Below are 26,396 nucleotides of genomic sequence, written 5' to 3' on the forward strand. Positions count from 1 at the left end.
GCCTGCTGCTGCGAGAAAGGATTGAACTCTCAGCAGCGGAGAGAAAGCGTAGGCGTTTCAGTTGCTTCCGGTAGGTCGAGCTGCGGTCTGTGTATCACCCGTGGGGGCAACGCAGTTTGCCGCAGTTCCGAGTTGCTAAGCCGAAGCTAATCGGCAGTTACCCCGCCGCCGCTCGGCCTCCATGCGATGCGTTAAGCCAATGCTCGCGGCAACGGTCTGTCGCATCGGCATGAGCGGTCATTGCCGCAGAGCCATATCCGCCGGTATGGTCGGACGAGAACGAACCCTAAGGTTGGTAAGCGAGCATGAAGAAGCCAGAACGCAGCAATTACACGACGTTGGACTTCATGCAGTGGAAGGCTATCGATACTCTTGTCATCTCCCCAAAGTTTCAAAGAAGGGGAGTTTGGGGCCGACCCGCGCAGTCTTATCTGATCGACACGCTTTTGCTTGGGCTGCCGGTGCCCCCGATATATTTGCGGGTCGCTCAGGACGCCAAAAAAGGCATGATACGTGAGGTCGTAGACGGCCAGCAACGCCTCTCCGCTGTTCTGTCGTACGTCAATGATGGCTTCGCGCTGTCTAAGAATATCGAAAGCCCTGCGATTGGTAAGCGCTTCAGCGAGTTAGATCAGGATCAGAAGGACGCGATCCATCAATTTTCGTTCATTTGTGAGGTTTTTTATGGGGTTGATGATAGCGACATACTGCGAATTTTTGCTCGGCTAAACACTCACTCTGTCAAGTTGAACGCGCAAGAATTGCGAAATGGGCAGTTCTTTGGAGAGTTCAAGAGATCAGCATTTGGCCTCTCTTTCGAACACCTCGAATTTTGGCGTACCCGTAAGATTTTCAGCGAGCAAGCTATCGCTCGAATGCAGGAGGTTGAGCTAACAAGTGAATTAATGATTGCGATAATGAATGGATTGCAAGACAAGAAGAAGTCGATCGATATTTATTATAGGACAAACGACGATAATTTTAATGAAAAAATTATTGTGGAACGAAGATTTAAAACTGTAATTGACGCTATAAACGAAAGTGTTGGTGATATAATTTCTCTTACCGAATTTAGACGAGGGCCTTTATTCTACAGTTTGTTTGCAGCGGTGGCTCATAGAATGTTCGGACTTCCGGGGGTGGAGCTTGCGTCCCCTGCAACTGGGCACTTGACGCGTGCTGATATGGACGGACTCCAAGAAGCCGTACGCGAGCTCTCGCACGTCGTTGAAGCGGCGAAAGATAAAGATGGTCAGATAGTAGAGCAATTCCGTAATTTTATTACGGCATGCTTGAGTCAAACCGATAATATACGTCCTCGCCGAATTCGACTTGAGACGTTGTACTCACACGCATTTCGGTAATGCCTAGGCGTTTGCCGAGATTTGACGCAGATTTTTCGGCGCAGATCGTGGCGTCACTTGCGCTTGTTCAGCGCTTAGAGGCTGCTTTAGCTTTGCGTGGACAAAATGGACTTTTAATTACTCTTACTGACGTCGAGCTTGCATACGAGCTCGCCTATCTCCGGGTTTTTGTGGCTTGGGAGAGCTTTCTTGAAGAGGCATTTTTGCGGTTGATGTGTGGTTACGAGCATTCCGCAGGGCAGGAACCACTTCTCCCCGGAAGCGCATACCACAGCAAAATCTCTGATGCCGAAGCCGCGTTATTGAACGGCCGCCAGTACGTTCTTTGGCACAACGTCAGTTCTGTGATTGGCAGGGCGGCTGGCAATTTCAGAAATAGCCGATTTGAGAACATCTTGGCCTCCGCTCAACAACGGTTGGCCCACTTTGGCGCTATAAGGCATCGGATCGCGCATGAGCAGAAGGACGGGGCTCAAAAGTTCAACGCAGCAACCATGGCCTTGGCCGGAAAGCGCTACCGTGCAGCCCGGCCGGGACGCTTTCTGCGGGATGCGCAAGCGAACGCCATTCCGCAGACAAGATGGATGTCACAGGTATGCGCGGAGCTTGAGGCCTTGGCACAGCAGATATGTATTTAAGGCCGATATTTGGCCGAAAAATCCCAGGTGGCTTCCTCGCTAAAGCGAAGCCGAAGTTCCCCCATGCCCCTTCACTCATCGTTCTGGAGCCCCATGTCTTGACCAAGGGAGACACCGGCAGGACCGTGCTGACGGTCCCAGGGATGGTGGCGGAGATTGAGCGGGGCTTCATCAAGTTTCGCCAGCGCTACGGCATTGCCAAAGCCAAAGAAGCTGAGGTCTGCACACGCGGCAAGCGCAGGATCGGCGCAGACAGCGCGCGGAGCCTCCGGACGGAGGCAAGGGACCGTCAGAGATTGCCAAGACGCTGGGGATCAGCAGGATACAAGCCCACCGCATCTTGAAGGCGGCCGACGTACCCGCGACCTCGTGAGGAATAATGTCAGACGGAGCCGAGGACGCCCATTTCGAGAAGTGGACTCGCTACCTGCGCGAAACTCGCGCTGCCGCCGAACCATGGGAGAAAGCGGCCGTCGAGTATCAGAAGTTCGCGGTAGAGTATTCCAAGCTACTTGTGACGAACTTGTACGTGTTGAACGCTGGCGGTCTTATTTCGCTCCCAGCTCTTTCCGTTTTCCTTGGCGTCAGCTCGTTGCCGCGCCCCGAACGAATGTGGATACTTGGACTTTCCGCGTCAGGTTTTGCTGCCGGTCTCGTGCTTGCGGCGTTATGTTCTCTCTTCGTCTACTTCAACTTTCAAACTCATGGCCAACTCGCCCGCATGAGGAGCGAGCAAGACAAGTTCTACGTTGGCGTGGTTCTCGGCATTGTCGGGCAGCACGAGGAGGAACGAGCTAAAACTCAAGCCGAACTGGCGAAGAAGCTCAAAGAGCTTGGGCAGAAGGTCAATGGCACGTTTCGAGCCGCTCATGTCTGCGGGTGGTTGTCGCTATTCTCCTTTCTGGCAGCCGCCGGCTGGCTGGCAACAAATCTGCGTTGATGGCGGTCGTGGGGGCTACGTCCCTCACCCAATCGCATTTGGCGGTGCGCGGGGCGGATCCCGCCGGCTCCCCGGTAGGGAGCCACGTGTATCGCCTCTGTGTATCAACAGAAGCGACCTAACCCGTTGTTTCTCTGATTTTCTTTGCCGCATCAAGGGGATGGGCTGGTGCTGCGAGAGAGGATTGAACTCTCGACCTCTCCATTACCAATGGAGTGCTCTACCACTGAGCTACCGCAGCAGGATCGATGGGCCTTGAAGCGTCCAGCATGTCGCGAGAAGCGATTGCCAGAGCGGGCGTCGTTCCGAAGCGGCGTCCTGATGCCACAAGCTCCCGGCCTATGCAACCCGGGAAGCTCAATCAGCTAACAGCAACCGCTCATCAATGCGGAAGAGCCGGCCGTCGCCGAGCAGATGGGCGCTCAGGCCCTCCAGGAAAAGCGGCCGGAAGGCGGCGTCGCGCAGGTTCAGGCCGCCGGCATAGGCGCCCATCGCCGGCATGATGCAGCGGCGCGGCGACAAGGCGAAGCAGCGCCGCCGCAAGGCGCGCCCGCGCATCCTGACTTTCGCGGCCGGGTGGAGATGGCCGGCGATCTCGAAACCGGCCTCGTCGCGGTCGGGTTCGTGGCGCAGGGCGACGCCGGAAATCTCGATGCCGGCCACCGTCTCGCCCCCCATGGCGGGGCCGATCTCGCGATCATGATTGCCGGTGATCCAGAGCCAGTCGCGGCCCTGCTGGAGCTGGCGCAATGTCGCGAGGTTGCCGGGCGCGATGCGGCTTTCGGCGTGGATATCGTGAAAGCTGTCGCCGAGCGCGATCACGCGGGCAGGCGCGTGGCGCAGGATCGCGGCCGCGAGCGCAGCCAGCGTCGCTGCCGAATCATAGGGCGGCAGGAAGACGCCGCGCGCCGCATAGGCCGAGCCCTTCTCCAGATGCAGGTCGGCGACGACGAGCGTGCGCTCGTCGGGCAGCCAGAGGGCACCCGAGAGATCGGGTACGAGCGCCAATCGCCCCAGCATGAAGGCCGGAGTCGATCCTTGCGTCTGCACTGTCCCGGATTGGGCCAGCCAAGATCCTGCCACCAAGGTCACGCCATCGCCTCTTCGATCAGCATCGCTTCGGCTTCCGCCAGGATTTCGTCGGCCGCCTCGCCATAGACCGCCTCGCGCCCGATCTCGAGCATGACGGAGACACTGAGCGGCGAAACATGGTCCAGCGGCTGATGCACGATATGGCCGCTGATTCGTGTCAGCATCTGACCAAGCCGCTGGATGTCGAGCAAGCCCGTGGCGGCGTCGGCGCGTGCGGCCTTGAGCAGCACATGCTCGGGCTCGTGCCGGCGCAGCACATCATAGACCAGGTCGGTCGACATCGTGACCTGGCGGCCGCTCTTTTCCTGGCCGGGAAAGCGCCGTTCGATCAGCCCCGCAATGACGGCGCAGCTGCGGAAGGTGCGCTTCATCAGGGCCGATTCGGCCAGCCACGCCTCCAGATCGTCGCCGAGCATGTCCTGCGCGAAGAGCTCTGCGAGGCTTAAGCGCCCGCCCGCAATCGCGGCCGTCATGTCGCCGAGCCCCCAGACAGCGATGCCATAGTCATTGCAGACGAAGCCGAGCGGCCGCATCCGCCCCCGCTCCAGCCGCCGCGTCAGCAGCATGCCGAGCGTCTGATGGGCCAGCCGCCCCTCGAAGGGGTAGGCGACGAGGTAGAACTTGCCGCCGCGCGGAAAGGTCTCGACCAGGAGTTCGCCGGGCTTGGGCAGGCGCGATTTCAAGCGCTGCGCATGCAGCCAGGACGAGACCTCCTCGGGCAGCGCGGCCCATTCCCTGGGGTTCGCCAGCATGGCGCGGACCCGGGCGGCCAGAAAGGTCGAGAGCGGGAATTTGCCGCCATTATAGGAGGGGATCTTCGGGTCGGTGCCGGGCGGGGCGCGCGAGCAGATCGCCTCATTGCCGCTGATCCCCTCGAAGCGCAGCACCTCGCCGGCGAAGACGAAGGTGTCGCCCGGCGTCATCGTCTCCGCGAAATACTCCTCGATTTCGCCCAGCATCCGGCCGCCGCTGGTGATCCGGGAGGGCTGGCCGGGCTTAGCCGCTCGCGCCCGGCCGAGCCGGACCTTGAGCATGGTCGATTCGACGATGGTGCCGACATTCATGCGGTATTGCTGGATCACGCGGGCATGGCTCGCGCGCCAAAGCCCGGCCTTGTCCTGCCGCAGCTTGGCGAAGCGTTCATAGGAGCGCAGCGCGTAGCCCCCGGTCGCGACGAAGTTGACCACCGCGTCGAAATCGGCCCGCGTCAGCCCGGCATAGGGCGAGGCGGTGCGGACCTCCTCATAAAGCGCCCCGGCCTGGAAGCCGTCGGAGCAGGCGACGCCGAGCACATGCTGGGCCAGCACGTCGAGCGCCCCGATGCGCGGTTCGGCCGTGTCCTGGGCGGCCTCCGCCACGGCATCGAGCGCGGCCTTGCATTCCAGCAGCTCGAAGCGGTTGGAAGGCACCAGCAGGGCTTGCGAGGGCTCGTCCATGCGGTGGTTGGAACGGCCGATGCGCTGCATCAACCGGCTCGCCCCCTTGGGCGCGCCGATATTGACGACGAGATCGACATCGCCCCAGTCGATGCCGAGATCGAGCGTGGCGGTGCAGACCACGGCCTTGAGCTTGCCCGCCGCCATCGCCGCCTCGACCTTGCGGCGCTGCGCGACGTCGAGCGAGCCGTGATGCAGCGCGATCGGCAAATTGTCGTCATTGATGCTCCACAGCGCCTGGAAGGCGAATTCCGCCTGCATGCGCGTGTTGACGAAGACCAGCGTCAGCTTGTGCCGGCCGATCGCCTTGTAGATCTCGCCCATGGCGTGGCCGGTGGTGTGGCCCGCCAGCGGCAGCCGGCTTGCGGTCTGCAGGATGCCGATGCGCGGCTTCGCCCCACCGGTGACGGTAACGAGCCCTGCCGGGGTCTGCGTCCCCCCAAGGAAGCGCTGCAGATCGGCGGGCTCGCGCACCGTCGCGGAGAGGCCAACGGCGCTGACCTGCGGTGCAAGCGTCCGCAGCCGGGCGAGATCGAGCGAGAGCAGGTCGCCGCGTTTCGACGTGACGAGCGCGTGCAGTTCGTCGAGCACGATGCGGCGCAAGCTTGCGAAGAAAGGCTCTGCGTCGCGATGCGAGACCAGCAGCGCCAATTGCTCCGGCGTCGTCAGCAGGATATCGGGCGGCCGCTCCATCTGGCGCGTGCGCTTGGCCGCCGAGGTGTCGCCGGTGCGGGTCTCGACCTTGATGGGGAGGCCCATCTCCGCGATCGGCATGTCGAGATTGCGGGCGATGTCGACGGCGAGCGCCTTCAGCGGCGAGATGTAGAGCGTATGCAGTCCCTCGCGCTCGCTCCCGCGCTCGGTGAGCTCGACCAGCGAGGGCAGGAAGCCGGCGAGCGTCTTGCCGGCGCCGGTCGGCGCGACGAGCAGGGTCGAGCGCCCGGCGCGCGCTTCCTCGAGCAGGGCAAGCTGATGCGGCCGCGCGCTCCAGCCGCGGCTGGCGAACCAGGCGGAGAAGGCGGGTGGGAGCGGGGAGGGCACGGCCATGCGCTCCAGAGATAGAGCGTGCAGCAGGAGAACGAAAGGGGAATGGCGGGCGTCAAGGCTGCTCGGTCTTGAATTCGGCTGCGATATCGCGATGGCGTTCGAGGATATTGACGACCTCGACCGTGTCTTCGACATACCGGAAGAGGATGACATAGCCCTTGAAGGCAAAGCTTCGAAGGTCCGATCGAAGTTCGGAGCGAGTCCGTCCAATCGTTCCCGGCAAGGTTGCGATCTTCTCGCACTGAATTCGTAAGCTGCTTACGAATGAACGTGCAATTTCGCTGTTGCCGCTGCTCAGGCGAAAATATCACGCTATCGCGAGAAGGTCATCTCGCGCTGCGTCATTATATCGAAGCTGCCGCATCAGCGGCTTGGTGCGGCGATGTCGATCTCGTCCAGTGCCGCTTCTATGGCTGCAGCGACGTCTTCGCCGGTATGCGAGCCGCCACGTGCGATGGATTCCTCGACCATTTCGCGCAGGGCCTGCAAACGCTCCTCGCGCTCTTGCACGAGGCGCAGCCCCTCGGTGACGACGTCGCTGGCCGAGACATAGCGGCCCGTCTCGACCGCAGCTGCGACGAAAGATTGCCAGCGCTCTCCGATTGGGACGTCCATCCGGCTGTCTCCTTCATTCATCCGCATAATAGCGCGAAATCCGGCGATGCTAGCAGTCTCGTCCGCGTTCAGCCCCGCTGCGCTACCACGATCAGCCCGGGGACAGCCACGCCGCGATCCTGCCTTGTGCTGGCGGCCTCGACCAGCAGCGGCTTCAGCTTCGCCTCGGCCAGCCTGTCGCGCAGCCAGCCCTCCGCATGGGCGAAGCGCCGGTCGGCTCCGACGATCACGCCCTCGCCCCCATGGCTCTGCACGGTGAAGGCGATGAGGCCGCCGGGTTTCAGCACGCGCGCGCTCTGGGCGAAGGCGGCCGCGAGCTCGCCGAGATAGACGAAGACATCCGCCGCGATGACGAGGTCGGTCGAGGCGTCCGGCCGGCTCACCAGGAAGCCGGTCAGGCCGGCGACCGCGAGCTTGTCGTAAAGCGGCGTGCCGTCGCCTTGCAGCTTGACCCGCGCCCGCTCGATCATGCGCGGCGAGAGATCGCAGCCGGCGAGGAAACCGGTCTCAGTCCGGATCGCCTCGCCCATCAGCCCGGTGCCGCAGCCGAGATCGTAGACGGTCTCGAAGCGGAAGGGCCTGCCGGCCTCCTGACAGATGCGGGCGAGCGCCTGCTGCAGAAGGGCAGGGGCGTTGTAGCGGAGGGTCTCGACCAGATGGCTGTCGAAGCGCTCGGCATAGCCGTCGAACAGCACGCCGGAGAAATTCTCCGAGGTCGCCTCCTCCGCCGACAGCGCGCCGATGCGGGCAAGGTCGAGCCTTGCGCCGAAATGGTCGTTGGGGTCGAGCGTCAGGCATTGCCGCCAGGCGGTGGCGGCGTCCTCATTGCGGCCGAGCGCCTCCTGCGCCAGCCCGTAGAGATGCCAGGCGGCGGTGAAGTGGTAGGCTTGCGCCAAGGTCTGGTCGAGGATCTCGACGCAGGCTGCGGCATCGCCCTCCTTGAGCGCAGCCTCCGCCCAGGCGTAGCGGCGATCCAGCGTCGGATCGCCCGAACTGGCGGAATGCGTGGCGGAACCCTTTTCGATCATGCGCGTCGGTCTATCTGAGGAGAATGACACTGGCCAGACAGCGCTCCCAGAACCTGCGCCCTTCGGAACTGCTGATCCCGACGCCGGCCGGGCTCTATTGCCCGCTGGCCGATATCCATATCGATCCGCTGCGCCCCGTGGCGCGGGCGCTGATCACGCATGGCCATTCCGATCATGCGCGCGCCGGCCATGGCGCGGTGCTGGCGACGCCCGAGACGCTCGCCATCATGGCGCTGCGCTATGGCGAAGGCTTTACGGGCGAGCGGCAGGAGGGCGTGCCCGGCGCGGTGACGCGGATCGGCGCGGTCGATTTCCGCTTCGTGCCGGCCGGGCATGTGCTGGGCTCGGCCCAGATCGTGGTCGAGGCCAGGGGCCTGCGCATCGTCGTCTCCGGCGACTACAAGCGCGAGCGCGACCCGACCTGCGCCGGTTTCGAGCCGGTGCCATGCGACATCTTCATCACCGAGGCGACCTTCGGCCTGCCGGTGTTCCGGCATCCGCCGGCGCATCTGGAGGTGGCGAAATTGCTGGAATCCGTCCGGCTCTTTCCGGAGCGCAGCCATATCGTCGGGGCTTATTCGCTGGGGAAGGCGCAGCGCGTCATGGCGCTGATCCGCGAGGCCGGCTTCGAGCGACCGCTCTACATCCATGGCGCGATGGAAGCGCTGACGGAGTTCTACCTGTCGGAGGGGGCGAGGTTGGGCGAGATCCGCAAGGTCGCCGCGACCGACCGGAAATCCTTGGGCGGCGAGATCGTGATCTGCCCGCCGAGCGCGGTCCAGGATCTCTGGGCCCGCAAATTTCCCGATCCCGTCACCGCCTTCGCCTCGGGCTGGATGCGGATCAGGGCGCGCGCTCGGCAGAAGGGCGTCGAACTGCCCTTGATCATTTCCGACCATGCCGATTGGGACGCTCTCCAGGCGACCATCCGCGAGGTCCAGGCCGGTGAGATCTGGGTCACGCATGGCGAGGCCGATGCGCTGGTGCATTGGTGCGGCACGGTTGGCCTGAAGGCCAAGCCGCTGCATCTGGTCGGTTATGGCGACGAAGGCGAGGCCGAGCCGGCCGGGGAGGCGGACAATGCCGTCGCCGGTTGAGAGACTGTTCGGACATTCCAGCCCTCATCCTGAGGAGCCATTCCCTTGGGAATGGCGTCTCGAAGGATGTTCCAGGAGGCTCCCGAACCATCTGGAGCATCCTTCGAGACGCCGCTTCGCGGCTCCTCAGGATGAGGGCTGGAATGTCCGAACAGTCTCTAGGATGAGGTTAGCGGGCCGTCTGCGCCATCACGGCGCGCGCGGGCGCGGTCATGCCGACGAGCGCGGTCGCCATGTCGCGGGCGAGGCAGTCATAGCCGGCATCGCTCATATGGAAGCCGTCGGAGGACAATGCGCTGGTGAAGGCCTGGGCGTCGTTGCGATACCATTCCCGCATGGCGTCGTAGCGGGTGAACACAGGCACGTTCTGGCCGCGCGCCGTGTTGGCGATGGCCGAGACGAAATCGCGATAGCGCTCCGGCTCGCGGATGCCGGGGAAGAACTGCGGATCGAGGAGGGCAAGGCTCACCCCCGCCTGCTTCACCATGGCGATGCCGTCGCCGACCATGGTCTTGAAGGCGCCGAGATCGCCGCCATTGACGGCGTCGTTGGTGCCGACCTGCCAGATTACCAGGTCGTAACGGCGCGCACCGAGCGCGGTCTTCAGGCGGGTGAGCGTCTGCGGAGCGGTCTCGCCGCCGATGCCGGCATTGACGATCTCGATCGGGAGACTGGGCCAGGCCTTGCCGAGCAGCGCCTTGAGCCGGGCCGGGTAGGTCTTGTCCTTGGCGGAGGCGCCGATGCCCTCGGTCGAGGAGGAGCCGATCGCCAGGATCGTCAGCGAAGGACCCTTCGCGATCCGTGCGGAGAGGGCCGAGAGCGAGGCGACAGGCTGCACGATCGGCGTTTCGCGGCAGGAGAAGGTTCCCGCCTGTGCGGTGGCCCCGGCCAACATCGTCGCTGCGAAGAGATTCAAGGCAAGGAACCGCATCGCGGCGCGCATCGGCATCGTCCCCCCAGATACGCCTTCGTCGGTAAGGTTTCCTTCATGAATGGTGGCTGAACGATGCAGCGCAACATCTCCACACTTGCCGGCCGTGGCGGGAGCGCGACGCGATGAACCGCTTCGCCTGGCTGCTCGACCGCCTGGCCTATGAGCCGCGCCGCAACGCCAAGCTCGCCCTGATCGCCGATTACCTGCGCACGACGCCCGATCCCGATCGTGGCCTGGCGCTGGCGGCGATGACGGGCGGGCTGGTCTTCCGCAATGCCAAGGCGGGCCTGATTCGCGCGCTGATCGCCGAGCGGGCCGACCCGGTCCTGTTTGCGCTGTCCTATGACTATGTCGGCGATCTCTCGGAGACGGTCGCATTGATGTGGCCGGCCAGGCACGGCGCCAATGACGTGCCGCATCTGCCTGATGTCGTCGCCGGCCTGCGCGAGGCCGGCAAGACCGATCTTCCCCGCCTCGTTGCCGGCTGGCTCGATGCGCTCGACGAGACCGGGCGCTGGGCCCTGCTCAAGCTGATCACCGGCGCGCTGCGCATCGGCGTCTCCGCGCGCCTGGCCAAGACCGCCGCCGCCAGCCTTGGAGGCGTTCCGGCCGACGAGGTCGAGCAGGTCTGGCATGGGCTGGAGCCGCCCTATACCGGGCTCTTCGCCTGGCTCGAGGGCAGGGCGCCGCGGCCGGAAGCCAGCGATCCCGCGCCGTTTCGGCCGGTGATGCTGTCGCACCCGGTCGAGGAGGGCGATTTCGGCAAGCTCGACCCGGCCGATTTCGGCGCCGAATGGAAATGGGACGGCATCCGCGTCCAGGCGGTCAGCGGCACGAGGCCGGACGGCTCGCGCCTGACGCGGCTCTATTCCCGCACCGGCGAGGACATTGCCGGCGCCTTTCCCGATCTCGTCGAGGCGCTGACGCTCGACGGCGCGCTCGATGGCGAGTTGCTGGTGATGCGCGACGGCGCGGTCCAGAGTTTCAACACCTTGCAGCAGCGCCTGAACCGCAAGACGGTGACAGCGAAGATGCTGGCGGAATTCCCCGCCCATATCCGCGTCTACGACCTGCTGCTCGATGGCGACGAGGATATCCGCGAGCTGCCGCTGGTCGAGCGCCGCGCCCGGCTGGAGGCTTTTCTCGGCAGGCTCGGCAGCGCGCGCTTCGATCTCTCGCAGGTCGTCCCCTTCGAAAGCTGGGACGACCTTGCCGCCGCCCGCGCCGATCCGGCTGCCGCCGGCGCAGGCACTGACGCGGAAGCCGTCGAAGGCTGCATGATCAAGCGCAGCGATTCGCCCTACCTGCCCGGCCGGCCCAAGGGCTACTGGTGGAAATGGAAGCGTGAGGCGCGGCTGGTCGATTGCGTGCTGATGTATGCCCAGCGCGGCCACGGCAAGCGCTCCTCGTTTTATTCCGACTACACCTTCGGCGTCTGGCGCGAGAGTCCGGAGGGGCAGGAGCTCGTGCCGGTCGGCAAGGCCTATTTCGGCTTCACCGATGAAGAGCTGGTCGAGATCGACCGCTATGTGCGCAAGAACACGCTGAACCGCTTCGGCCCTGTGCGGGAGGTCACGCATGACGCAGCCAGCGGCCTCGTCTTCGAGGTCGCCTTCGAGGGGTTGCAGCGCTCGACCCGGCATAAATCCGGGCTCGCCATGCGTTTTCCCCGCATCAACCGCATCCGCTGGGACAAGCCGCCTGGAGAGGCTGACCGGATCGAGGCGCTGGAACGGCTCCTGCCGGCCGGAGGCTGAGCCGAAACCGGCAGGAGCTAAGCCGAAAGGCCGTCTCCTGATTGCATTGCAACATGCGCCGATCTGGTTCAGAGCCTTGATGATCGCGCGCCGGCCTTGCGACAGCAGCAGGCCGGTGTGCTTGAGATCGCGGTCATGCCTGAGGCAGTATGCGCGACCGGCAGACGAACAAGGATATGCGCGATGACGAAGCAGCCTTCGACGCGGATCGTGATCGCGGACGACCATCCCTTGTTCCGGGGCGCCCTGCGCCAGGCGGTGTCGCATGCGCTGGAGGGCGCGGAGGTCAGCGAGGTCGGCTCGCTGGAGTCGCTGACCGAGGCCTTGTCGCAAGGGGCCGACGCCGATCTCGTCCTGCTCGACCTGACGATGCCGGGCGTGCAGGGCTTCTCCGGCCTGCTCTTCCTGCGCGCCGACCATCCTGAAGTGCCGGTCATCGTGGTCTCGGCCAATGACGAGCCGACGGTGATCCGCCGCTGCATCGAGTTCGGGGCGCTCGGTTTCCTGCCGAAGACGGCCGATGTCGAGCAGATGGGCGAGGCGATCCGCGCCGTGCTTGCCGGCAGCGTCTGGACGCCGCCGGGCGTCGACCTGTCCTCGCCGGTCGATGTCGAGGTCGCCGACATGGTGCGCCGGCTCTCGACGCTGACGCCGCAGCAGGTGCGCGTGCTGATGATGCTGTCGGAGGGGCTGCTCAACAAGCAGATCGCCTATGAGCTCGGCGTCTCCGAGGCGACGGTGAAGGCGCATGTCTCCGCGATCCTGACCAAGCTCAACGTCGACAGCCGCACGCAGGCCGTGATCGCCGCCTCCAAGATCGCCGGCACGGCCTGGGCGACGGCAGGCGCATCCGCGACGATATGATTGTGGCGTGAAAGCGGGCCGCATCGGCATTCAGCCCCGGTTCAACCGGGCGGTGGTCTGATCGGTTCGTGTCTGGGGGATTTTTCGCGATGGCGAATGGCAATATCGAACGCTTTCTCGGCGGCTCCGTGCTCAGCGTTCTGGTCCGATTGATCTTCATCTCGCTGCTTGTGGGCGCGGCTATGGCGTTTCTCGGCTTGTCGCCGCGCGGGCTTTACGAGGTCGTGGCGCGCTTCATCCGCTCGCTCGGGGATCTCGGCTTCGGAGCCGTCCGCGAGGTCGGGCAATGGGTCATCGCCGGTGCGCTGATCGTGGTGCCGCTCTGGCTGCTCTCGCGCCTGTTCGCCTCCCGGCGCTAGAGCCGGATGATTTGACTCGGAAAACACCGCCGTCATTCCGGGGCGATCCGAAGGATCGAGCCTGGAACCCAGAGCCGATGCGGGGTCTCGATCATGCGCGCGCATGGCGAGCCTCAAAGGTCGAGGGCATCGGTTCTGGGTTCCAGGCTCAGGCCTGCGGCCTGCCCCGGAATGACGGCGTGGTTCAGACCATCGTCATCTGACGTCTGGGCCAGGATGCGAAAACCCGGTTCCCACGTCTAGAGCATTTCCGCGTTTCTCCAAATCGCGGAGATGCTCTAGCTCCTTGTTTTAACGCGTTTTCTTCATGCGAACCGGTGTCCACTTCGCTCGAAAACGCTCTAGCCTGCGAGCGTTTCGCCGCGCGCGATCGCGGCGGCATCGCGTCCGACAAGGGCGCTGAGCCTGCCGACGCCCGTCTTGCGGGCCTCGGCCGTGAGGCCGGCCTTGATGGTCGCGACCAGCGCCGGCCCGTGGAAAACCAGGGCCGAGTAGAACTGCACGAGATCGGCGCCGGCCCGAATCTTGGCGAAGGCGGTCGCGGTCGAATCGATGCCGCCGACGCCGATCAGCGGGAACTGACGCTCGACGCGCAGGAAGGTTTCGGCGAGCAGCCTGGTCGAAGGCAGGAAGAGCGGCTTGCCAGAGAGGCCGCCGGTCTCGGCCTTCGCCGCGTTGCGCAGGGTTGCCGGGCGGGCCACCGTCGTGTTCGAGACGATCATGCCGTCGATGCCGCGCTTGCGCGCCACAGCGACGATGCCGTCGAGCTCGGGCAGGCTTAGATCCGGCGCGATCTTGAGCAGCATGGGCGTAGCCCGGCCGGCACTCTTCGCCGCTTCGTCCCGCGCGGCCAGCGCCCGCGCGATCAGGTCGTCGAGCGCCGATTCGGCCTGCAGATCGCGCAGGCCCGGCGTGTTGGGCGAGGAGATGTTGATCGTCAGGAAGTCGGCGACGGGCGCGAGCCGCCGCGCCAGCACGGCATAATCGGCGGAGCGGTCGGCTGAGTCCTTGTTGGCTCCGAGATTGACGCCGACGATGCCGCCACGGCCGCGCCGCGCCTGGAGTCGCGCGGCGACCGCTTCCATGCCCTCGCTGTTGAGGCCGTAGCGGTTGATCACCGCCTCGTCCTCCGTCAATCGGAAGACGCGCGGGCGCGGATTGCCCGGCTGGGGCAGAGGCGTGACGCCGCCGACCTCGACGAAGCCGAAGCCCAGGCCCAGCGCGCCGTCCACCGCTTCGGCATGCTTGTCGAAGCCGGCCGCGAGTCCGACCGGGTTGGCGAAGGAGAGGCCGAAGGCCTGCGTCGCCAGGACCGGGTCGTCGGCGGCGGGCTTCAATGCCGGCGCGACGGCGAGCGCCGCGATCGTCATGCGATGGGCCGTCTCGGCGTCGAGCCGGTGGATCAGCGGGCGGGCGAGATTGAACAGGGCGCCGATCACGCGACATCCTCCGGAAAGCGATGGGTGCCGTCGGCCGCCAGCGGAAGCGGCGCGATCCAGCGGACGGATTTGGGATCGAGCGGGGCGTAGAGATGGGGAAACAGAGCCCCGCCGCGCGAGGGCTCGTGGCGCAAGGCTTCGCCGAGGCGTGAGGCGTCGACCGCGATCAGCAGCAGGTTGCGCTGGCCAACGAAGTGCCTCGCCGCGGTGTCCCGCGCCTGCGCTCCGGTCGAGAAATGGATGTAGCCGTCGGCGAGATCGATCGGCGCGCCAATGAAACGGCCCGACATCTCGGCTTCGCGCCACAATGCCTCGGGGCAGATCTTGTAGATGAGCGGCACGCACAGCCTCGCTGGATTCGCACGGGTCACGACATAGAGCAGGATGCGAAAAAGTGGGAACCGGTTTTTCGACCCGGCTCTCGCGGATGGCATGAGGATTGGGCAAATCCTGTCCCGCGTTTCCGCGAGAAGCGGATTGGAATCTTATCGGGTAGGGCGTACTTCCTATTCCTAAGGTTCTTATGTCCCAGCCTAACGGCAACATCTGGAACGAGGCCTCCGCGATGCTGTCCCATGAGCAGATCTGGAGCGCCATCGATGCGCTCGCCCAGCGCTATGGCTTCACGGCTTCGGGGCTGGCCCGCAAGGCCGGGCTCGACGCGACCACCTTCAACCGCTCCAAGCGTGTCGGGCCCGATGGCCGCGAACGTTGGCCCTCGACCGAATCGATCGCCAAGATCCTGGCCGCGACCGGCGCCTCGCTCGATGAATTCATGAGCGTGGTGATGCGGCGCGGGCCGGCGCCCTCACGCACCATTCCCCTGATCGGCTTCGCCCAGGCGGGCTCGGGCGGCGTCTTCGACGCCGATGGCTTTCCCGTCGGCGCCGGCTGGGAGGAGGTCGCCTTTCCCGGTGTCGCCGACGAGAAGGCCTATGCGCTGGAGATCGCCGGTGATTCGATGCTGCCGCTCTATCGCGACGGCGACACCATCATCGTTTCGCCGAACGCGACGGTGCGGCGTGGCGACCGCGTCGTGGTCAAGACGGCCGAAGGCGAGGTCCTGGTCAAGCAGCTCAGGCGCCAGACCGCCAGGACCGTCGAGCTCGCCTCGCTCAATCCCGAGCAAGCCGACCGGGTACTGGGCCTGAGCGAGATCGCTTTCATGGCGCGGGTGGTCTGGGCGAGCCAGTAGCCCTCGTCGTGGCGCTTGCAATGGCCGCTACGGCCGCCGCGCTCAATTCCCGTTCTGCTTGCGCGCCGGCAGCGTCACCTTGAACACCGCCCCCGTCTCCGAGGGCTCGAGCTCGATCGTGCCGCCATGCAGCCTGACGAGTTCGGCGGCGATGGCGAGGCCAAGCCCTGTCCCGCCTGGCGTCACCGAGCCGCGAAAGGCCTGGAACAGGTTGGCCTTTGCCCGTTGGGGCACGCCGGGGCCGTTATCGGTGACACGCAGAAGCACCGAGCCGCCGAGCTGCTGCGCCTTGACCGTCAGCATGGGCTGGCCCTCGCTTTCGGCTCCTTCCCGCGTCAGCGCCTGTACCGAGTTTCGCATCAGGTTGAGCAGGACGCGCGCCATCTGGTCGGGGTCGCAGCGGACGATCAGTTCGGCTGGAACCTCGTTGACGAAGCTGAGCTGCCTGTTCTCGGGCAGGCCGAGCATCTCCGCCTGCTCGGCGACGAGCTGGCGCAGCGCAATCTCGCGCAGCAGCGGCGTCGCCTCCGCTGCGCGGCCATAGGCCAATGTCGCCTGGCAGAAATCGATCGCCCGGCCGAGCGTCGCGATCAGGCGCGGCGCGAAGCGCCTGATCTTGGCGTCGCGGGTGTCGACCAGCCGATCGGACATCAGCTGCGCCGAGGCCAGCATGTTGCGCAGGTCGTGATTGACCTTGCTGACGGCCAGCCCGAGCTCGGCGAGATGCTTCTTGGTGCGCAATTCGCCGGCCAGCGTCATCTGCATGCGCGCCAGCGCCCGTTCGGCCTCGCCGATCTCGTCGGCGCGCCGCGACGGCTGGATGATCCGGTGCGGATTCTCCGGATCGGCCTCGAATTCCATCACATTGGCGGCGAGCTGGCGAATTGGTCCGACGATCATCCAGTTCAGCGCGAGATAGACCAGCCCCGCCGTCAGGACGGAGATCAGCAGCGAGATCAGCAGGATGTTGCCGGAGAAGACCAGCATCGCGCGCCGCAGCGGCGCCTCGTCGATGACGATCTCGACGAAGTCGGCCCCGCCCATGGCCTCGCCGATGACGCGGATCGGCATGTCGTGCGGCGGGGCCACCAGAATCTCGACGGCCTCCTTCAGAGCGGTGATCCAGCTTGCATCGCGGAGATCGACCTTGCGGGCGACCGTGGGCGGCATCGAGTCGAGGCTGAGCAGGCGGCGTGCTCCCCCAACGCGGGCGGCGATGGCGCGCGCGCCGACCCCCATCAGCAACCGGGCTTCGCTCTCTTCGGGCAGGCGTTCATCGGGAGCGCCTTCCAGGACCAGCACCGCGACCTGGGCCGCGGCGAGCCGGTCGTTGAGCCAGTTGCGTCGGAAATTCGCGACCGACGGCAAATAGATCAGAATTTCCGCGAGCATCACGAACAGCACGGTCAAAAGCAGCAGCTTGGCCGAGAGGCCGAGCCGCGTCAGGCTGCGCGGCAGGCTGACCGAGAGTTGCGACGTGTCGAGATCAGGTTGCTGCATTGAATCGGAGCTTAGCCGAAACGGCTGAGAAAGCCGATGAGCCGGCGGATTCCGGGCTTTGCCGCCAGCGGTGCGTAGAAGGACATCGCCGCCCGCTTCGAGGCCTCCGAGAAGGTTGGATAGGGCAAGGCGAGCCCTGCCATGTCCTGGACCGTCAGGCCCTTGCGCACGGCCATGCACCAGGGCGCGATCAGCTCGCCTGCACCGGGACCGACGATGGTGGCGCCGAGGACGCGGCCGCGTCGGTCGGCGACGAGCTTCACGAAGCCATCGGTCTCGTGCTCGGCCTGGGCGCGGTCGTTCTCGGCATAAGGCCAGCGCAGGATGGTGATCGCAGCGCTGCGCCTGCGCGCCTGCGCCTCGGACAGGCCGACGCTGGCGAGCTCGGGATGGCAATTGGTCACGCGCGGGATCGCTATTGCCTTGGTCCTGATCGGGAGGCGGAACAAGGCGCTGCGCAAGACGAGACCCGCCTGGTCATGCGCGGCATGGGTGGAGTGCAGCCCGCCGCCTGCCCCGCTGGCACAATCGCCGATCGCGAAGACGCGGCGGTTGCCGGTGCGCAGCCCCTTGTCGACGATCACGCCCCCGGCGTCGCTGGCGATGCCGCCAAGTTCGAGGTCGAGCGCCTCGATATTGGGGGCGCGCCCCGTCGCGACCAGAAGATGCGTCCCGTCGAGCTTATGGTCGGCCCCGCCCTCGGGGCCCGCCAGCACCAGCCTGACGCCGCCCTTGACCGTCTCTGCACGCAGCACCCTGGCCTGCTCGTGCAGCGTTATGCCGTCGCGCAGCAGCGCGCGGCGCAAGATCAGCGCGGCCTCGGGATCGACATGGGACAAAAGGTCCCCGGTCTCGACGATGGTGACCGTGCTGCCGAGCCGAGCCAGGGCTTGCGCGAGCTCGACACCGGTCGATCCGGCGCCGAGAACCAGCAGGCGCTCGGGCCGGCGCGTCAGCAAAAACAGGCTGTCGCTCGTCAGGAACGGGACCGCGTCGAGCCCGGGAAGCGGCGGAGCGGCCGGCCGCGAGCCGGTCGCGATCACGAAGCGCCGCGCCTTGATCGCCTGGTTGCCGGCCATGATCGTGCTGCGGCTGATGAAGCGTGCCTCGCTCCTGACGACATGAATACCGAGCGCACCGAGACGCTCCGCCGAATCATTGGGGGCGATCGTGGCGACGACGCGCCGAACATGATCGTGGACCTGCGCGTAGTTCACTTGCGGCTCGCCGGCCGAGATACCGAAGCGCCCGGCCTCCCGGACGGCCAGCGCCCGCGCGCCCGCTGCACTGAGCGCCCTGGCCGATACGCCGCCGGCATTGAGATGGCTGCCGCCGATCCGGCCGTGCTCGACGAGGACGACAGGCACGCCGAACGCAGCCGCGGCCGTGGCGAGCGACAGCCCGGCCGCACCCGCCCCGATCACGCAGATATCGGGCGTCAGCGGCGCAGGTGCCGGCGCTGTTGCTGTGGTCGTGCTCACGCCGCTCCTCCCGATCCGCTCGACCAGGTTGCTCGCATTCGGACGGTGCCGTCCGAATGCGAGCAACCTGGTCGATTCCAAAAGTTGAGAGCAATGCTCCTGGAACTGCTGATGCGTCGCGAGACCGCCGGAATCAAGGCCGCGCGACTCGCAAGAGCGTCAGAGCTGCACTCAGGCGATCTTGCGGCCCTTGTCGGGGAAGAACGCCGAGAGCGGCTCCGGCCGGCCGAAGAGATAGCCCTGGGCCCGCTGCGCGCCGAGCAACTGCACGGCGATGCGCTGCTGCTCGGTCTCGATGCCCTCGACCACGACATTCATCGAGAGCCGGCGCGCGAGCTGGCAGACCGCCTCGATGATCGCCTTCGAGGCCTCGTTAGTATGGACGTTGCGGGTGAAGCTCTGGTCGATCTTCACCTGCGCGAAGGGGTAGGTCGAGAGATAGGCGAGCGAGGAATAGCCGGTGCCGAAATCGTCGAGCGCGAAGCGCACGCCGAGTGCCCTGAGCTCGTCGATGACGGCCAGCGTGCTCTTATTGTCCTCGATCAATAGCGATTCCGTCACCTCCAGCGTCAGCCGGTGCGAGCCGAGATGAGAGGTGATCAGCGCGTCCTTCACCGTTTCGACGATGCGGCGCGGTTCGCGGAACTGCAGCGGCGAGATGTTGACGGAGACGCCGATCTCGTTGCCCCATTGCGCCGCATCCTTGCAGGCCTGACGGATCGCCCAGTTCCCCATCGCCGCGATCAGGCCGGATTGTTCGGCGATCGGAATGAACACGCCGGGCGGGATCATGCCGCGCGTCGGGTGGTGCCAGCGCATCAGCGCCTCCCGCGTCACGATCTCATGCGTCTTCAGGTCGATGATCGGCTGGTAATAGAGTTCGAGCGCGCCATCGTCGCAGGCCTTGCGCAGATCGACTTCGATCTCGTGCCGGTCGAGCATCTCCTCCGCCATGGCCGGGTTGAAGAAGGTCAGCGTGTTGCGGCCGGCGGCCTTGGCCTTGTAGAGCGCGGTGTCGGCGTGCCGCAGCAGATCGACCGGCGTCGCCCCATCATGGGGCGCCATGGCGATGCCGACGCTGGCCGTGACGTAGACGCTCTTGGTGTCGAGGTGGAAGACCTTGGACATCGCGTCGATCATGCGCTGCGCGATATTGGTGACGACGGCGTGGCTGGCCGAGGGCAGGATCAGCAGGAATTCGTCCCCGCCGAAGCGGGCGAGCAGGTCGCCGCCGCGAATGGTGCTCTTCAGCCGGCTCGCCGTTTCGCTCAGCACGCGATCGCCGATATCGTGGCCGAGATTGTCGTTGACCTGCTTGAAGCCGTCCAGATCGACATAGAGCAGGGCGAAGGCCTCGCCGGTGCGCTCCAGCCGGCCGAAGGCCTCGGTGATGTGGTTGTTGAATTCGAAGCGGTTGGCGAGCCCGGTCAATTCGTCGAAGCGCGCCATCTGCTCGATGCGCGCCTCGGTCGCCTTCCGCTCGGTCGCGTCCTCCGTCAGCATCAGCACGCCGCCCTCGGCCGCGGGCGCGATGGTGATGACGAGCACGCGGCCGCCCCGGGTCTGGAGCTCGCGGGTCATCGTCTGCTGCATGTCCTGCACCGCCACGAGCGCGCCCCTGACGTCGCGCACCTGCTCGGCGCCGATAATCTGGCGTTCGATCAGGAAACGGGCGATCGCGGTCAATGGCGTGCCCGGCAGCGCCAGCGTTTCGGGAATGCCGTAGAGCGCGCGATAGGGCGCGTTGCTGACCGCGAGCTTCAGATCGCGGTCGAACATCGCAAGCCCGTGGATCATCGTGTTGAGGGCGGCATCCAGGGTCAGGTTCTGCGAATGCAGCGCCGAGGCCAGGGCCTTCGACTGCTTGGTCGCGTCGCTCAGCGCGAGCAGGTTGCGATGCAGCGAGTTGGTGATCGCGATATTGGCCGCGACATACAGAAAGGCGAAATAGCCGATATACTGATAGTAGACATTATGGGCCTGGATCAGGCCCACAGCCATCGGAATGCAGAAGGTCAGGATCTGCACCGCGACGAATTTCGGCCGCCCGGCATTGCGCGAGACATAGCCCGAGGCGAGCGCGATGGTCGAAGCGACCGAGGTGATATGCGCTGCCGCGTCGTCGGTCAGGGCCAGCGCGGCATAGCAGCTATAGCCGAGGACCGCGCTGAAGGCGGTGGCGCCGAAGAAATACTCGCGATCCCAGCGCCGCGTTTCGCGCAGGCTGTCCTCGGAATGATCCTTCCGGCGATAGGAGATCACCGTCATCAGTCGCAGCGAGACGATCAGCGCGACCAGAACGGTCAGATTCAGGAACAGGTGCTTGTCGCTCGAGAGCCAGCACAGAAAGGGCGTCAGGATGCCGGCGATCCCGCCAGGGACGATCGAGGCCGGCGACGAGAAGAGCGAGCTGACGAGCAGGCGATAGCCGGGCAGGTCGAAGTCCTTGCCCGGATCGCTCAAGCCGCCATCCGCTGATCGCCTGAGGGCTTCCGCCATCGCTCCCGCCCTTTACGGCGACAAGCGGAGATCGCGCATCTCTCGCCACAAGTCGCTCCGTTTAAATGCTTTATGGCGGCAGAAGTAAATGTTTGGTGTGGGTGTTCTCCGAATTCGCAGCGGCCGCATACGGCCTCGATACAGACTTGGAGACCGTTCTAAGGGCTGACTGCAACCGCAGGTGGGCGCTGGTAGACGCGGGCGAGCATGCGGTCCTGCGTCTGAGCGATGCGTTGCAGCTTCGAGATCGCGCTAGGGTTCAGCCGCAGCATGCAGTTGGTCCAGATCTCCCCGAGATGCTCCAGCTCCTCCTTCAGATCGCCGGCACGGCGGTTGAAGGCCGAGAACAGGGCGGTCTTGGCGGCATGCATGGGCAAGGAATCGGCGGCGTATTTGCGGATCCAACTCTCGCCCGTTCCCGTCGGGACGACCGCCTCGAGGCCGCCCGCCGCCATGAAATCACGGGCGCTGAGCTCCTCGCCGGAAAGCAGCATCTGTTCGGCGGCGCGCGGCCCCATGCGGCGCGACAGGATCGCGACCGCCGTGATCGGGAAATGGTTGAACTTGATTTCGGGGTAGACGAACGAGGCCTGCTCCTCGGCGATCATGATGTTGCAGGAGCGCGGCGCGTCGATGCCGCCGCCGATCGCCTTGGCATGAATGGTCGAGAGCGTGACCACGAGGCCGTTCAGGCCGCTGGCGTTCCAGACCGCGCCCTCGATCGAGAGCCGCGCATATTCGGCCAGCGCCGCGCGATCATTCTTGGCCAGACAGTCGAGATAGAAGTCGAGATCGCCGCCGAGCGTGAAGAACGGGCCCGTTCCGCGGAAGGCGAGAAAGCGGACCGGAGCGCGGTGATATTGGTCCGGCGCACCCCATAGCGCGAAGATCGCACGCTGAATCTTGCCCAGGCTGTCGAGCAGCTGAAGCGTGAAAACCGGCTTCAGCTCCGGCCGGATCGTCACCCACAAGGTCAGGATGTCGGGTTCGTAGTCGATCTGCACCTCGGGCAGGAAGCCGGCCTGATGCCGGATGGCGTCGATGACGTCGCAACTGTCCAGCGTCGTCACGGAACCAGTCTTCGGAACTGATGAAAGAGACTGGAACATGCCGCTGACCTCCCGCTTGCCGCGCGTCGAGAACGCCCGGTCAAGGTAGTTGAAGTTAAGAAACTGTAAACAAGATCCCGTCGAAATGGTTAATTTCGTTAAGCTTTATTCCGTATCGTCAACTCGGACCCGGTGTCGTGAACAAGGCCTTGAACGATGTGGAACAGATCCCGATCGCGTCCTCGCCTTGAGCAAATCATGTGCTGCCGGGCGCGCACGCTCGGCGAAGGAAAGATTCGGGCGCGCGTTCTCGCGAGGGCGGAACATTCGTTCTCGCGGCTTGCCGATCGTGGTGGATCGTTTCCTTTTCAGGGGGCGTATCGTCCCGCGCGAAGCCCGATACGAAGCCAAGGGACAAGCCGGGATGAGCTGCTGCGGCACGCAGAGCTGTCGCAAAACGGGACAAGGCCGGCGGCGGGCTTACGTCTTGCCGCGCGCTCCCGCTTGTTCAAAACCACAACCACGGCTAACGATGCGCCGCGAATTCGCCGTGATCCGAGCGTTGAAACGTTGATGCCGAGTTGATGCCGTGAACCGCCCACCATCCGCAGAAGACGAGAAGAGAGCGCGCCTGGCCGCCGCTCTCCGTGAGAACCTGAAGCGCCGCAAGGCTCAGGCTCGCGCTCGCCGCACGGATGAGGCGAAAGCGCAGGAACCGGTATCGCAAGCCCAGGCCGAAACCTCCCGGTCCTGATTCTTATTATTCATGCGCAAGCCCTGCGTTTCGCGGCGGCAGGCCAGCAGGTCATCACGATGGACAAGATCCGCATCACCGGCGGCCAGCGCCTCAATGGCAATATCCAGATCTCGGGGGCGAAAAACGCCGCTCTCCCGCTGATGATCGCAAGCCTGCTGACCGACGAGACGTTGACGCTGGTCAATGTGCCGCGCCTTTCCGACGTCACGGCGCTGTCGCGCATCCTCTCCAATCAGGGGGTCGATCGGACGGTCGCGGGCAAGCGCATCGGCCAGTCGGCCGAAAGCGGCCAGACCATCTCGCTGACGGCGCGCCAGATTACCGATACCTGCGCACCCTATGAATTGGTCTCGACCATGCGTGCGAGCTTCTGGGTCATCGCCCCGATCCTGGCGCGCATGGGCGAGGCCAAGGTCTCGCTGCCCGGCGGCTGCGCCATCGGCACGCGCCCCGTCGATCTGCTGCTGATGGCGCTGGAGAAACTCGGCGCGCAGATCACCATCGAGAACGGCTACGCCCTGGCGCGGGCGCCCAAGGGCCTCAAGGGAGCCGAGATCGTCTTCCCGAAAGTGACGGTCGGCGGCACCCATACCGCGCTGATGGCTGCCGTGCTGGCCGATGGCACGACGGTCATCGAGAATGCCGCGCGCGAGCCGGAGGTGACGGACCTTGCCGCCTGCCTCGTCAAGATGGGCGCCAAGATCGAGGGGGCCGGCACCTCGCGCATCGTCGTCACCGGTGTCGCCCGCCTCGGCGGCGCCCATCACGCGGTCCTGCCCGACCGTATCGAGACCGGCACCTATGCCATGGCCGTCGCGATGACGGGTGGCGACGTGCTGCTCGAGGGCGCGCGGCCAGACCTGCTGCAATCGGCGCTCGACGTCCTGACCAAGGCGGGCGTCGAGATCAGCTCGACCAATGAGGGTATCCGCGTGCGCCGCAACGGCCAGGCGCTGAACGCCGTCGATGTCGACACCGACCCCTTCCCTGGCTTCCCGACCGATCTCCAGGCACAGTTCATGGCGCTGATGACACGGGCCAAGGGCACCTCGCGCATTCGCGAGACCATCTTCGAGAACCGCTTCATGCACGTGCAGGAGCTGGCGCGGCTGGGCGCCAAGATCAGGCTCGACGGCGATGCCGCCTATGTCGAGGGCGTCGCCAAGCTCACCGGCGCGCCGGTGATGGCGACGGATCTGCGCGCCTCGGTCTCGCTCGTCATCGGCGGCCTCGCCGCCGAAGGCGACACCACGATCAACCGCGTCTACCATCTCGACCGCGGTTTCGAGGCGCTCGAGGCGAAGCTGACGCGCTGCGGCGCCGTTGTCGAACGCATCAGCAGTTGACGTTACCGCGCGGCCTCGCCAGAACATCGCGATGCCGATTGACGCCGCAGACCCGCTGAAGCTGATCGCACTCGACACCGACGATCTGGCGATCCTCTCCGCTCATCTCCAGGATGCTGTCCTGAAGGTGGCCGATATCGCTTATCTTCCAGGCGAAAAGCGTTTCGCGCTCGCGGCGCGCCGGTTCGACTGGGCGGGCGTGCAGGCCGGGCAGCGTCGGCGGCGTCTCGCCGCGCTGCATTTCGAGCGGGTCACCACGGCCCGCAGCACCGGGATCGACACTGCCGCCCCGGGCACGGTCCTGAATCTGCTGGCGATCACCTTCGACGAGCGCGACGGCCCGGCTGGCGACGTCACATTGCACTTCTCGGACGGCGCCGCTATCCGGCTCGCCGTCGAATGCATCGAAGCTCAGATGAAGGATCTCGGCCCGGTCTGGGAAGCGGTCGCGACCCCCGACCATCCCAACGGCGCCTGACCTCTTCCACGCCATAGCTCTTAAGGTTTTGCGATGCCGATCAGGCTCGACGACAGGGATGCATGCTTCGAGCAGGATTTCCAGAACCTGCTGGGCGCCAAGCGCGAGGTCTCGGAGGAGGTCGATCGCGTCGTCGCCGACATTATCGCCGAGGTCCGCGCCCAAGGAGACGCAGCGCTCATCGCGTATACCAGCCGCTTCGACGGGCTCGACCTGACGCCGCAGACGCTGCGCGTCTCCGAGGCGGAGATCGATGCCGCCGTCAAGGCCTGCCCGCCCGAGCAACTTGCGGCGCTGGAAACGGCGCGCGCGCGCATCGAGGCCTATCATCTGCGTCAGAAGCCGCAGGATGCCTGGTTCACGGATGAGGCCGGGGTCGCAAGCGGCTGGCGCTGGAGCGCGATCGAGGCGGTCGGACTCTATGTGCCGGGCGGCACGGCGAGCTACCCGTCCTCGGTGCTGATGAACGCCGTTCCGGCCAAGGTCGCGGGTGTCGATCGGGTGGTGATGGTTGCGCCGACCCCGCGCGGCGAAACCAACCCGCTGGTGCTGGCCGCGGCGCGGCTCGCCGGCGTCGACGAGGTCTATCGCATCGGCGGCGCGCAGGCCGTTGCCGCGCTCGCCTATGGCACGGCGATGATCGCCCCGGTCTCCAAGATCGTCGGCCCGGGCAACGCCTATGTCGCCGCAGCCAAGCGGCGCGTCTTCGGCCAGGTCGGCATCGACATGATCGCCGGTCCCTCCGAGGTTCTGGTCATCGCGGACGGTTCGGCAAATCCTGACTGGATCGCCGCCGACCTGCTGGCCCAGGCCGAGCACGACGTCTCGGCCCAGTCGATCCTGATGACGGACGATGCCGGTTTGGCCGGCGAGGTCGAGAAGGCGGTGATAGGGCAGCTTGCAACGCTGCCGCGCGCCGAGATCGCAGGCAAGAGCTGGGCTGATTACGGCGCGGTCCTGCTGGTCGCGGATCTGGAGGCCGCGATCCCGCTGGTCGACCGCCTCGCGCCCGAGCATCTCGAGATCATGACGGCCGAGCCCGAGCGCCTTGCCGCCAGGATCCGCAATGCCGGCGCGATCTTCATCGGCGGCCATACGCCCGAGGCCATCGGCGACTATGTCGGCGGGCCCAACCATGTCCTGCCGACGGCGCGCTCGGCCCGCTTCTCTTCCGGGCTTGGCGTCCTCGACTTCATGAAGCGGACCTCGCTGCTGCAATGCGGGCCCGAGGCGCTGCGCGCGCTCGCGCCGGCTGCCGTCCGGCTCGCCGAAGCCGAGGGCTTGCAGGCGCATGGTCGTTCCGTGACGATCAGACTGAATCTGTGAATCGATGTCCCAGAGCGTTTTCGAGCGAAGTGGGCACCGGTTCGCGTGAAGAAAACGCGTTGAAACAAAGAGCCGGAGCAGGATGCGAAAAAGTGGGAACCGGCTTTTCGCATTGATCCGGCTTTAAGAGTCCGTTTCGAAACTCGCTCAGGCGG

23 protein-coding genes and 1 tRNA gene are annotated in these 26,396 nt (G+C 65.4%); 11 read left to right on the forward strand and 13 right to left on the reverse strand.

Annotated elements, in window-relative coordinates; genetic code table 11:
• Window positions 1-305 precede the first annotated feature (305 nt).
• The 3 genes from CYD53_RS09630 to CYD53_RS09640 all read left to right on the forward strand — a co-directional run bounded on the left by CYD53_RS09630 (window position 306) and on the right by CYD53_RS09640 (window position 2,942).
• Window positions 306-1,364, forward strand: a complete 1,059-nt coding sequence (locus CYD53_RS09630) for a DUF262 domain-containing protein (protein WP_103717843.1) — start codon at window positions 306-308, stop codon at window positions 1,362-1,364.
• Between the two features lie 47 nt (window positions 1,365-1,411).
• Window positions 1,412-2,002: a hypothetical protein gene (locus tag CYD53_RS09635; RefSeq protein WP_146055869.1), complete on the forward strand. Its 591-nt coding sequence runs from the start codon at window positions 1,412-1,414 to the stop codon at window positions 2,000-2,002.
• 379 nt (window positions 2,003-2,381) lie between these two features.
• Window positions 2,382-2,942, forward strand: a complete 561-nt coding sequence (locus tag CYD53_RS09640) for a hypothetical protein (protein WP_103717845.1) — start codon at window positions 2,382-2,384, stop codon at window positions 2,940-2,942.
• A 166-nt stretch (window positions 2,943-3,108) separates the two neighbouring features.
• Here CYD53_RS09640 and CYD53_RS09645 read toward each other — a convergent pair.
• The 6 genes from CYD53_RS09645 to CYD53_RS09670 form a co-directional block, all read right to left on the reverse strand.
• Window positions 3,109-3,183: transfer RNA gene (locus tag CYD53_RS09645), tRNA-Thr, on the reverse strand.
• A gap of 116 nt (window positions 3,184-3,299) precedes the next feature.
• Window positions 3,300-4,025, reverse strand: a complete 726-nt coding sequence (gene pdeM / locus CYD53_RS09650) for a ligase-associated DNA damage response endonuclease PdeM (RefSeq protein WP_425428279.1) — start codon at window positions 4,023-4,025, stop codon at window positions 3,300-3,302.
• 5 nt (window positions 4,026-4,030) lie between these two features.
• Window positions 4,031-6,517, reverse strand: a complete 2,487-nt coding sequence (locus CYD53_RS09655) for a ligase-associated DNA damage response DEXH box helicase (RefSeq protein ID WP_103717847.1) — start codon at window positions 6,515-6,517, stop codon at window positions 4,031-4,033.
• Between the two features lie 52 nt (window positions 6,518-6,569).
• Window positions 6,570-6,815, reverse strand: coding sequence for a type II toxin-antitoxin system RelE/ParE family toxin (locus CYD53_RS30680; RefSeq protein ID WP_342751687.1), 246 nt, complete (start codon window positions 6,813-6,815; stop codon window positions 6,570-6,572).
• A 65-nt stretch (window positions 6,816-6,880) separates the two neighbouring features.
• Complete coding sequence (locus tag CYD53_RS09665) at window positions 6,881-7,132, reverse strand: type II toxin-antitoxin system ParD family antitoxin (protein ID WP_103717848.1); 252 nt, start codon at window positions 7,130-7,132, stop codon at window positions 6,881-6,883.
• 68 nt (window positions 7,133-7,200) lie between these two features.
• On the reverse strand, window positions 7,201-8,160 hold the full coding sequence (locus CYD53_RS09670) for a class I SAM-dependent DNA methyltransferase (protein ID WP_103717849.1): 960 nt from the start codon (window positions 8,158-8,160) through the stop codon (window positions 7,201-7,203).
• A gap of 23 nt (window positions 8,161-8,183) precedes the next feature.
• Between CYD53_RS09670 and CYD53_RS09675 the strand changes: the two genes are divergently transcribed.
• The gene (locus CYD53_RS09675; RefSeq protein ID WP_103717850.1) at window positions 8,184-9,257 is read left to right on the forward strand and encodes a ligase-associated DNA damage response exonuclease; all 1,074 of its coding nucleotides are present in this window, start codon (window positions 8,184-8,186) and stop codon (window positions 9,255-9,257) included.
• Window positions 9,258-9,426: 169 nt separating this feature from the next.
• Here the strand turns inward: CYD53_RS09675 and CYD53_RS09680 are convergent, their stop codons facing one another.
• A complete protein-coding gene (locus tag CYD53_RS09680) occupies window positions 9,427-10,200 on the reverse strand; it encodes an SGNH/GDSL hydrolase family protein (RefSeq protein ID WP_181011781.1) in 774 nt (257 codons plus the stop codon).
• Between the two features lie 113 nt (window positions 10,201-10,313).
• Between CYD53_RS09680 and CYD53_RS09685 the strand changes: the two genes are divergently transcribed.
• The 3 genes from CYD53_RS09685 to CYD53_RS09695 all read left to right on the forward strand — a co-directional run bounded on the left by CYD53_RS09685 (window position 10,314) and on the right by CYD53_RS09695 (window position 13,171).
• Window positions 10,314-11,948 (forward strand): cisplatin damage response ATP-dependent DNA ligase, encoded by a 1,635-nt coding sequence (locus CYD53_RS09685; RefSeq protein WP_103717852.1) that lies wholly within the window; start codon window positions 10,314-10,316, stop codon window positions 11,946-11,948.
• 183 nt (window positions 11,949-12,131) lie between these two features.
• Window positions 12,132-12,812, forward strand: a complete 681-nt coding sequence (locus CYD53_RS09690) for a response regulator (RefSeq protein ID WP_103717853.1) — start codon at window positions 12,132-12,134, stop codon at window positions 12,810-12,812.
• Window positions 12,813-12,901: 89 nt separating this feature from the next.
• Window positions 12,902-13,171, forward strand: coding sequence for a DUF6460 domain-containing protein (locus CYD53_RS09695; protein WP_103717854.1), 270 nt, complete (start codon window positions 12,902-12,904; stop codon window positions 13,169-13,171).
• A gap of 341 nt (window positions 13,172-13,512) precedes the next feature.
• Here the strand turns inward: CYD53_RS09695 and CYD53_RS09700 are convergent, their stop codons facing one another.
• Window positions 13,513-14,610, reverse strand: a complete 1,098-nt coding sequence (locus tag CYD53_RS09700) for a quinone-dependent dihydroorotate dehydrogenase (protein WP_103717855.1) — start codon at window positions 14,608-14,610, stop codon at window positions 13,513-13,515.
• Complete coding sequence (locus CYD53_RS09705; RefSeq protein WP_342751683.1) at window positions 14,607-14,951, reverse strand: DUF952 domain-containing protein; 345 nt, start codon at window positions 14,949-14,951, stop codon at window positions 14,607-14,609. The genes CYD53_RS09700 and CYD53_RS09705 overlap by 4 nt, the downstream gene beginning before the upstream one ends.
• Window positions 14,952-15,175: 224 nt before the next feature.
• Here CYD53_RS09705 and CYD53_RS09710 point away from each other — a divergent pair, with 224 nt between their 5' ends.
• Window positions 15,176-15,805 (forward strand): S24 family peptidase, encoded by a 630-nt coding sequence (locus CYD53_RS09710; protein ID WP_103717963.1) that lies wholly within the window; start codon window positions 15,176-15,178, stop codon window positions 15,803-15,805.
• Between the two features lie 42 nt (window positions 15,806-15,847).
• On the opposite strand, the gene CYD53_RS09715 is transcribed toward CYD53_RS09710, so the two are convergent.
• From CYD53_RS09715 to CYD53_RS09730, 4 genes are all read right to left on the reverse strand, one after another.
• On the reverse strand, window positions 15,848-17,305 hold the full coding sequence (locus CYD53_RS09715; protein WP_103717857.1) for a sensor histidine kinase: 1,458 nt from the start codon (window positions 17,303-17,305) through the stop codon (window positions 15,848-15,850).
• Window positions 17,306-17,316: 11 nt separating this feature from the next.
• Complete coding sequence (locus tag CYD53_RS09720) at window positions 17,317-18,786, reverse strand: dihydrolipoyl dehydrogenase family protein (protein WP_245928163.1); 1,470 nt, start codon at window positions 18,784-18,786, stop codon at window positions 17,317-17,319.
• Window positions 18,787-18,957: 171 nt separating this feature from the next.
• A complete protein-coding gene (locus CYD53_RS09725; protein ID WP_103717858.1) occupies window positions 18,958-21,285 on the reverse strand; it encodes a putative bifunctional diguanylate cyclase/phosphodiesterase in 2,328 nt (775 codons plus the stop codon).
• 158 nt (window positions 21,286-21,443) lie between these two features.
• Complete coding sequence (locus CYD53_RS09730; RefSeq protein ID WP_181011782.1) at window positions 21,444-22,355, reverse strand: enoyl-CoA hydratase-related protein; 912 nt, start codon at window positions 22,353-22,355, stop codon at window positions 21,444-21,446.
• Window positions 22,356-23,147: 792 nt separating this feature from the next.
• On the opposite strand from CYD53_RS09730, the gene murA reads away from it, so the two are divergent.
• Genes murA through hisD form a run of 3 tightly spaced genes read left to right on the forward strand, consistent with a single transcriptional unit; the run spans window position 23,148 to window position 26,241 of the window.
• The gene (gene murA, locus CYD53_RS09735) at window positions 23,148-24,437 is read left to right on the forward strand and encodes a UDP-N-acetylglucosamine 1-carboxyvinyltransferase (RefSeq protein WP_103717860.1); all 1,290 of its coding nucleotides are present in this window, start codon (window positions 23,148-23,150) and stop codon (window positions 24,435-24,437) included.
• Window positions 24,438-24,468: 31 nt separating this feature from the next.
• Window positions 24,469-24,915 (forward strand): DUF2948 family protein, encoded by a 447-nt coding sequence (locus CYD53_RS09740; RefSeq protein ID WP_092170104.1) that lies wholly within the window; start codon window positions 24,469-24,471, stop codon window positions 24,913-24,915.
• Between the two features lie 33 nt (window positions 24,916-24,948).
• A complete protein-coding gene (gene hisD, locus CYD53_RS09745) occupies window positions 24,949-26,241 on the forward strand; it encodes a histidinol dehydrogenase (protein WP_103717861.1) in 1,293 nt (430 codons plus the stop codon).
• The last annotated feature ends 155 nt before the right edge of the window (window positions 26,242-26,396 follow it).

It is taken from the genome of Allobosea psychrotolerans (assembly GCF_002917105.1).
In the GTDB taxonomy this organism is placed as follows: domain Bacteria; phylum Pseudomonadota; class Alphaproteobacteria; order Rhizobiales; family Beijerinckiaceae; genus Allobosea; species Allobosea psychrotolerans.